At 70.4% G+C, this 8,220-nt stretch carries 5 protein-coding genes; 4 read left to right on the top strand and 1 reads right to left on the bottom strand.

Going from position 1 to position 8,220, the window contains the following annotated elements; all coding sequences use genetic code 11:
* Positions 1-183 precede the first annotated feature (183 nt).
* The 3 genes from ACFWZ5_RS43040 (at position 184) to ACFWZ5_RS43030 (ending at position 5,384) form a co-directional block, all read left to right on the top strand.
* Positions 184-1,476, top strand: a complete 1,293-nt coding sequence (locus tag ACFWZ5_RS43040; protein WP_384805030.1) for an LCP family protein — start codon at positions 184-186, stop codon at positions 1,474-1,476.
* A gap of 253 nt (positions 1,477-1,729) precedes the next feature.
* A complete protein-coding gene (locus ACFWZ5_RS43035; RefSeq protein ID WP_384805032.1) occupies positions 1,730-3,541 on the top strand; it encodes an LCP family protein in 1,812 nt (603 codons plus the stop codon).
* A gap of 109 nt (positions 3,542-3,650) precedes the next feature.
* The gene (locus tag ACFWZ5_RS43030; RefSeq protein WP_384805035.1) at positions 3,651-5,384 is read left to right on the top strand and encodes an LCP family protein; all 1,734 of its coding nucleotides are present in this window, start codon (positions 3,651-3,653) and stop codon (positions 5,382-5,384) included.
* 62 nt (positions 5,385-5,446) lie between these two features.
* On the opposite strand, the gene ACFWZ5_RS43025 is transcribed toward ACFWZ5_RS43030, so the two are convergent.
* Entirely contained in the window at positions 5,447-6,478 is a 1,032-nt protein-coding gene (locus ACFWZ5_RS43025) for a glycosyltransferase family 2 protein (RefSeq protein WP_384805037.1), read from the bottom strand.
* Positions 6,479-6,790: 312 nt separating this feature from the next.
* On the opposite strand from ACFWZ5_RS43025, the gene ACFWZ5_RS43020 reads away from it, so the two are divergent.
* Positions 6,791-8,164 carry an LCP family protein gene (locus ACFWZ5_RS43020; RefSeq protein WP_384805039.1) on the top strand — a complete coding sequence of 458 codons (1,374 nt, stop codon included), beginning with the start codon at positions 6,791-6,793 and terminating at the stop codon, positions 8,162-8,164.
* Positions 8,165-8,220: the final 56 nt, after the last annotated feature.

The following is an 8,220-nucleotide window of genomic DNA, read 5'->3' as shown; positions in this document are numbered from 1 at the left end:
CCTGGACCCCCGTTTATCGGCGCTTCGCGCCTCGTCCTCAAACGCCGGACGGGCTTTCTATAGCCCCGCCCACCCATTCGGCCCACCCCACCCCCGACCCCAGAGGCCCCCCGCCCCGCCCCGGGCCATGGTCGTAGGAGCGCCACGTACGAACACACGCAGCGACGAGGGGTGGACTCACACGTGACGGACACCGCGTACGGACCGGGCGCGGGCGCGAGCCCGACGGGGGTCGGCAAGCGGCGCCGCAGGCACCGCTTGCTGCGGTACGCCGCGACCGGCGCCGCCGTACTCGTGCTCGCGGCCGGCGGCACCGGGTGGATCGTCTACCAGAAGCTCGACGGGAACATCACCAAGGACACCGCGGCCGCCGCGGAGCTCGCGCGCTACGAGAAGGAGCGGCCGACCCCGCTCGTGCACGACGCGCAGAACATCCTGCTCATCGGCTCCGACACCCGCTCCGGCCGCGGGAACCGCAAGTACGGCCGCGACCTCGGCACGCAGCGCTCGGACACCACGATGCTGCTGCACCTGGCCGCCGACCGGCAGAGCGCGACCGCCGTGTCCCTGCCGCGCGACCTGATGGTGGACATCCCGAGCTGCCGCCGCCCGGACGGCTCCCGCACCGAGGCCCAATTCGCCCAGTTCAACTGGGCGTTCGAGTTCGGCGGCAGCGCCTGCACGATCCGTACGGTGGAGAAGCTCACCAACATCCGGATCGACCACCACATGGTCGTGGACTTCGCCGGGTTCAAGGACATGGTCGACGCCGTCGACGGCGTACAGGTCTGCCTGGAGCAGTCCGTCGACGACACGGACGCGCGGCTCAGGCTGCCCGCGGGGTGGCAGACGCTCGACGGCGAGCAGGCCCTCGGATTCGTCCGGGCCCGCAAGTCGCTCGGCGACGGCAGCGACACCGAACGCATGGACCGGCAGCAGCAGTTTCTCGGCGCGCTCGTCAACAAGGTGCGCAGCAATGACGTCCTGCTGAATCCGGCGAAGCTGTATCCGGTTCTGGACGCGGCCACCTCGTCGCTCACCACGGATCCCGGGCTCGCGAGTCTCCGCGGTTTGTACGAACTGGTGCGCGGAGTGCGCAATACCCCCACAGAACGGGTGCAATTCCTCACCGTGCCGCGCCGTTCGTACACCTATGACGCGAATCGCGACGAGCTGGTGGAACCCGCCGCCGACGAACTCTTCGCGCGCCTCCGCAAGGACGAGCCGGTCCAGGTGACGCGCGAGGGGCCGGTCACGCGTCCCTCGGACGAAGAGGGTTCCGAAGACACGTACGAAGCGGAATCCGGCGCCGAAATCGACGAGAGCGACGCCGAGTCGGACGAGTACGACGGGTACGAGGACGACGGCTACGACGAGGGCGACTGGACCGACGAGCGGCCCGACGACCCCACCCACACACCGAGCCCGGCCCCCACGTTCCGGGGCAACACGGCCGCCGGGTCGGCCTGCGGGTAATGCGGGCGGAGGCGGGGCGCGGGGCGCGGCCCGAGGCGGTTTCCCGCGTACTTCCAAAGAAATAGGGCGTATTGCCCAGGTGTAAGGGGAGTGGAATTTGTCACCGGCGTCGTTGGACGCTGAACTGGGCGGATAGTGTGAGCCGATCCGGTGTCCCGGCCGCCCGGCCGCGCACCCGACGCAACGACTGACCGAGCGCCTTCTTAAAGGGGGGAAAGGCGCCGCGTGGCCCTGACGGAGGACGCAAACAACCGTGGACGCGCAAGGCCGTGGGCGGGCAGAAAACATCGACCCCGCAGACCAGTGGGTACTCAACCCGCAGACCGGCGACTACGAACTGCGACTGAGTCCTTCCGCAGAGCAGTCGGCACCTCCGACCGGCGTGCCCGGACCCCGCAGGGCGGCGCCGCGCCAAGGAGCGCCGCAGCAGGGCACGCCGCACCAGGGCGCGCCCCAGCAGGGCACTCCGCACCAGAGCGGCGGCCGTGGGCCCGAGCGTCCCAGCGGCCATGGCAGCCACGGCGGCCACGGCGGCCGTGACCAGGTGCCGGGCCAGCGCAGGCGCCGTGCCGCGCAGCCCGAGGCGGGCGGGCGCCGCAAGCAGAAGGCCAAGAAGAAGAAGTCCACGGGCAAGCGGATACTGGCGTGGACGGGCGGCACGGTCGCCTTCGTGATCGTCGCGGCCTGCGTCGGCGGCTATCTGTACTACCAGCACCTCAACGACAACATCACGGCCGTCTCCGACGACGGCGCGGGCACCGGCGGGTTCAGCAAGGACCGCGCCATCAACATCCTGCTCGTCGGCACGGACAAGCGCAGCGGCAACGGCAACAAGGGCTACGGCGACGAGGGCAGCGTGGGCCACGCGGACACCACGCTCCTGCTGCACGTCTCCAAGGACCGCTCCAACGCGACGGCCCTGAGCATCCCGCGCGACATGATCACCGACATCCCGGACTGCCCCACCAAGCAGGACGACGGCTCCATGAAGACCATCCCGGGCTCGCAGAACGTCCGCTTCAACGAGAGCCTCGGCCAGAACGACCGCACGCCGAGCTGCGTCATGCGTACGGTCACGAAGATCACCGGCATAAAGCTCGACCACTTCATGGTGGCCGACTTCAACGCGGTCAAGACGCTGTCCAGCGCGGTCGACGGCGTGGACGTGTGCCTCGCCAAGGACATCGACGACCCCAAGTCGCACCTGAAGCTGCCCGCGGGCAAGCACTCGATCGAGGGCGAGGACGCGCTGGCGTTCGTCCGCACGCGGTACACCGTGGGCAGCGGCGGCGACCTGAGCCGGATCGAGCTCCAGCAGCAGTTCCTCAGCTCGCTGATGCGCAAGCTCAAGTCGAAGGGCACGCTGACCAGCCCGAAGAAGATCATAAGTCTGGCCGAGGCGAGCACGAAGGCGCTGACCGTCGACTCCAAGATCGACGACATACTGAAACTCCGTGACCTCGGCATGGAGCTGGGCAAGTTCGACATGAAGAACCTGACCTTCGCGACGACCCCGGTGGTCGACAACCCCGCCGAGAAGAAGCCCGTCACGGTCGTCCTGAACAAGGCCAAGGCCGACGAGCTGTTCTCGATGATGCGCGACGACGTGTCGCTGACCGAGGTCAAGAAGCAGGCGAAGAAGGAGAAGGCCGCCGTCGCCGCCCGGCTCAAGGGCCCGAAGGCCGACCCCGCCGACGTGCGCGTCGACATCTACAACGGCAGCGAACGCAACGGCGCCGCTCAGGAAACTCTCAGCTGGCTGCAGAACACTGAGGGCGTGATGAAGTCCAGCCAGCAGGGCAACGCCCCGAAGAAGCTGCCCAAGACGACCCTGGAGTACGGCCCCGGGGAGGCCGACCAGGCCCGGCGCCTCGCCGATCTCATGGGGCTCCCCGGGGCCGCGCTGAAGCCGGGCAAGAGCGAGAAGAACGCACAGGGGCTCCCGGCGATGGTGCTGACCCTCGGTGCCGACTTCAAGGGCGCGGGGGTGCCCATCAAGTCTCCGTCGAAGGCGCCGGACGGCATCCAGAAGGTCGAGGCCGACAAAACCGTGTGTGCCAAGTGACCTGAGGCGGTTGTTCAACGTCTCACAGAACGCCACGCGTGACCGGTGCGCAGCCGGTCACGCGTGACGGAGGCGTCGGCACGGCACGGCAGGCGGGGAGGGACTGGGGATGGGGCAGAAGAGCGTGAATGCTTCCCGCGGGGGCTCGGTGGGGGCCGGGCGCGGGCGGTCGGCGGGGGCGTCCGGGAAGCCGGGGGCGTCCGGGACGTCCGGGAAATCAGGGGGGTCCGGCGGGTCCGGCAAGTCGGCCGGGTCCAGCAAGTCCGGCGGGTCCACCGGGTCCACTACGGAGGACGCGCCACCGCGTAAGCCCGGCAGCGGGAGCGGCGGCGGCAGACGGGGCGCGGGCCGCAAGCGCCCGAGCCGCAAGCGCCGCGTCCTGCGCTGGTCGGCGACCGTCCTGTCCGTCCTGATACTCGGCACGGCCGGCGCCGGATACCTCTACTACCAGCACCTGAACGCCAATCTGGAGACCGACGACCTGAACCTGGGCGAGCACCGGGCCCCCGAGCCCACGCCCAACTCCGCCGGTCAGACGCCGCTGAACATCCTCCTGATCGGCTCGGACGCCCGGGACTCCAAGGAGAACCAGAAGCTCGGCGGCGCCAAGGAGACCTTCGGCGGCCCGCCCCTCGCGGACGTCCAGATGCTGCTCCACGTGTCGGCGGACCGCAGCAACATGTCGGTGGTCAGCATGCCGCGCGACACGCTCCTCACCATCCCCAAGTGCACCGACCCCGACGACGGCAAGGTGTACGAGGAGCGCGGGCCGCGCGCGATGACCAACGAGTCCCTCGGCCGCGGCGGCCCCGGCTGCACCGTCGCCACCTGGGAGAAGCTCACCAACATCCACATCGACCACTTCATGATGGTCGACTTCTCCGGCGTGGTGTCGATGGCCGACGCCATCGGCGGCGTGCCCGTCTGCGTGGACAAGAACATCCACTCGCGCACCCGCGAGGGCAAGGGCTCGGGCCTCAAGCTGAAGAAGGGCACCACGGAGATCAAGGGCGAGCAGGCCCTGCAGTGGCTGCGCACCCGCTACGGCTTCGAGGGCGGCACCGACATCAGCCGCGCCAAGGCCCAGCACATGTACATGAACGCGCTGGTCCGCAAGCTCCGCGAGAACACCGGCCTGACAAGCCCCAACCAGCTGCGCAAGCTCGCCGAGAAGGCGACCAGCGCACTGACGGTCGACGACGGCCTGGGCAGCCCCATGAAGCTGTACGACCTGGGCAACGAGCTCAAGAAGGTCTCGCCGGGCCGTACGACGATGACGACCATGCCGTTCGAGTACGCCGGTGAACGCGTCGTCCCCAAGCCCGGCGACGCGGAGCAGCTCTTCCGCCTCGTCCGCGACGACATCCCGCTGGACGGCAAGGGCAAGAAGAAGCCCGCCAAGGAGAAGCTGTCGGACGATCCCGCGGCCGCGGACGACAAGATCGCGCTGCAGGTCCAGAACGGCACGCGCACTTCCGCCCTGGCCCCGGCGACCGGCCGGGCGGGCGCGGTGGCGCAGCTCCTGGTCGACAAGGGCTTCGCGAAGGCCGCGCCGGACACGACGACGTCGCTCGCCGAAGAGAGGACGGTCATCCGCTACCCGAGCGTCGACCTGGAGGGCGATGCCCAGCGGGTCGCCAAGGCCCTCGGCCTGCCGCCGAGTTCGGCGAAGAAGTCGACGGACGTCTCCGGGGTGACGCTGGTCATCGGCGCCGACTGGCGCGAGGGCGACGTACCGCCCAAGCCGAAGAAGAAGGATGACAAGACGCCTGATTCGGCGGATGCCATGAGCGGCTCCGACAAGACGGCGTGCATGAAGGTGGACCCGAACTTCACCTGGTAGTACGCGCTCGGGGGCCGCGTACGCGACGTACGCGGCCCCCGGGAGCGAACTGGGACGACGGCTCAGGCCTCCTGGGCCTCGCCGAGGACCGCCGGGCGCCGGGACGCGATGACCCTCTTCGCGAGCGCGCGCGGGCTGGTGAGGAAGCCCCAGCCCCACGACATGTGCATGGTCGCGAGGGCCACCGGGATCTGCAGCCGCGCCTTCAGGGGCAGGCCCTTGCCCGCGGGCACGGACCCGGCGACGATCGCCGCGAGGTAGCCGCCGGGGACGACGAAGCCCCACGGGGTCAGCGCGGCACCCACGACCAGGCCCGCGGCGATGGCGCACACGGCGGTCGGCGGGGCGAGGTAGCGCAGGTTGATGGAGCCCTCGTGGTAGCGGGCGACGACGTGCCGCCAGCGGCCGTAGTCCTTGTACTGCTTGGCGAGGGCCTTCACGCTCGGGCGCGGCCGGTACGAGACCTTCAGCTCCGGCGAGAACCAGATGAGGCCGCCGGCCTCGCGGATGCGGAAGTTCAGCTCCCAGTCCTGGGCGCGGATGAACTCCTCGTTGTAGCCGCCCTGCTGCTCGAGGGCCTCGCGGCGGAAGACGCCCAGGTAGACCGTCTCGGCCTGCTGTGCGTCGCCGCCGGTGTGAAAGGCGGCGTTGCCGACGCCGATCTTCGACGTCATGGCGGCGGCGACGGCGTGCTCCCAGTCGTTCTGGCCCTCGGCGTGCATGATGCCGCCGACGTTCATCGCGCCGGTCTCCTCGAGGAGGCGGACGGCCGTCGTGATGTAGCCCGGCGAGAGCGCGGCGTGGCCGTCGACGCGTACCACGATCGGGTGGCGGGAGGCCTTGATGGCGGCGTTCAGGGCCGCGGGCGTGCGCCCGGTGGGATTGGGCACGGTGTGCACGCGGGGGTCCTCGGCGACGAGCTCGGCGGCGATCTCGTCCGTGCGGTCGGTGGAGGGGCCGAGCGCGACGACGACCTCCATCTCGCCCGCGTACTCCTGCTTGAGGATCGCGTGCACGGCTTCCCGCAGGTGCCGCTCCTCGTTGAGGACCGGCATGATCACGGAGACGGCGGGAGGCTGACCGTCAGAATTCACGTGCGGAGTTTCCTTCTCGTCTCTCGGCCCGGATCCCGGGGGACACCCCGGAAAGTGCAGCATCGGGCGTCACGTTACCGCGAACGGGGGACACGGGCGCGCGCCGTCCGGGTCGCTACCCCGGGCCGCAGATCGTATGGGCCTACCGTTCAAGACGTCCCCCCGGCTCAAGCCGCGACCGCGGAGGTGTCCTCGCACGTGCCCGCACCGCCCCGCTCCCCCGCCCCGCCCCCGCGCCGTCGGCCTCCCCAGCGGCCTCCGCGTCCCCCGGCCCGGCGGACGGCCCGGCGGGTGCGGCGGCCCCGGTGGGCGATGCGGATCGCGACGGCGGTGTCCGTCACGGTGCTCGCCGCGGCGGGCGTGGGGCACAGCGTCGTCTCCGGGCTCGACACCGGCATCAGGCGCGTCGACGCCTTCAAGGACATGAAGAACAGGCCCGAGTCGGGCCACGGCATGAACGTGCTGCTCGTCGGCACCGACGGGCGCGACAAGATCACCCGCGCGCAGAAGCGGAAGTACCGCCTGGGCGGCGCCCCCTGCCACTGCACGGACACGATCATGATCGTGCACATCTCGGCGGACCGGAACCGCGCGAGCATCGTGAGCCTGCCGCGCGACAGCTACGCGGAGCTGCCCGAGCACGTCGACCAGAACTCCGGGAAGCACCACAGGCCGCACCCGGTCCGGATCAACGCGGCGTACGCGGAGGGCGGCGCGAACCTCACCGTCCGCACCGTCGAGCACATGACCAAGGTGAAGATCGACCACTATCTGGAGGTCGACTTCACCAGCTTCATGAAGACCGTCGACGTGCTCGGCGGCGTCGAGATCTGCACCGACCAGCCCCTGAAGGACACCTACACCGGCCTGAACCTGCCCGTCGGCACGCACGAGCTGAACGGCGGCGAGGCGCTGCAGTACGTGCGCTCCCGGCACATCGACGGGGCCGCCGACCTCGGCCGGATGCGGCGCCAGCAGCGGTTCCTCGCGGCGCTCATCGCGAAGACGACCAGCAGCGGCGTCCTGCTGAATCCGGTCAAGTTCCGCGACGTCTCCAAGACCCTGCTCGGCTCCGTGCGGGCGGACAAGGGCTTCGGCACGACGGACATGCTGGCGCTCGGCCGGGCGATGCGGAACTTCTCGCCGTCGTCGTCGGAGTTCACCACCGTGCCGCTCGGCAAGATGGGCCACATGGTGCCGGGCATCGGCTCGACCCTGAAGTGGGACGACGAGAAGGCCGGGAAGCTGTTCAAGGCGCTGCGCGAGGACAAGCCGCTCGCCCCGTACCGCACGCGGCCGACGTCGGCGCTCGTGCCGGTGGCCCCGCAGCAGATCCGGGTTCAGGTGGACAACGGCACCGCGACGCCCGGCCTGGGCGAGCGGGTGGACGCGGCGCTGCGGTCCACGGGCTTCCGTACGACGCGGGTGCCCGGCACGGTGCCGCTGGCCAAGGGGGCGGCGCCGCTCGCGCGGACCGTCGTCGCGTACGACCCGCGGTGGGACCGGTCCGCCAAGTCGCTGGCGACGGCTCTGCCCGGGTGTGCGATGCGGCAGGTGCCGGGGCAGGGGGCGACGCTGAAGGTGATCGCGGGGGCGGATTTCCGCAAGATCAAGCGGGTGCGGGCGGAGGCGGCGAATCTGGGGGAGTTCGGGGCGGTGACCGGGGACCAGGTGGTGTGCCGGTAGGCCTCGCGGGGCGCCCCAGACCCGCCCCTTTACCCAAATCCAGGGGGCTCCGCCCC

The sequence above is a fragment of the Streptomyces sp. NPDC059003 genome (assembly GCF_042740445.1).
GTDB lineage: Bacteria > Actinomycetota > Actinomycetes > Streptomycetales > Streptomycetaceae > Streptomyces.
The sequence above is the reverse complement of the archived record's forward strand: the minus strand, read 5'-3'. Positions and strand labels throughout refer to the sequence as shown.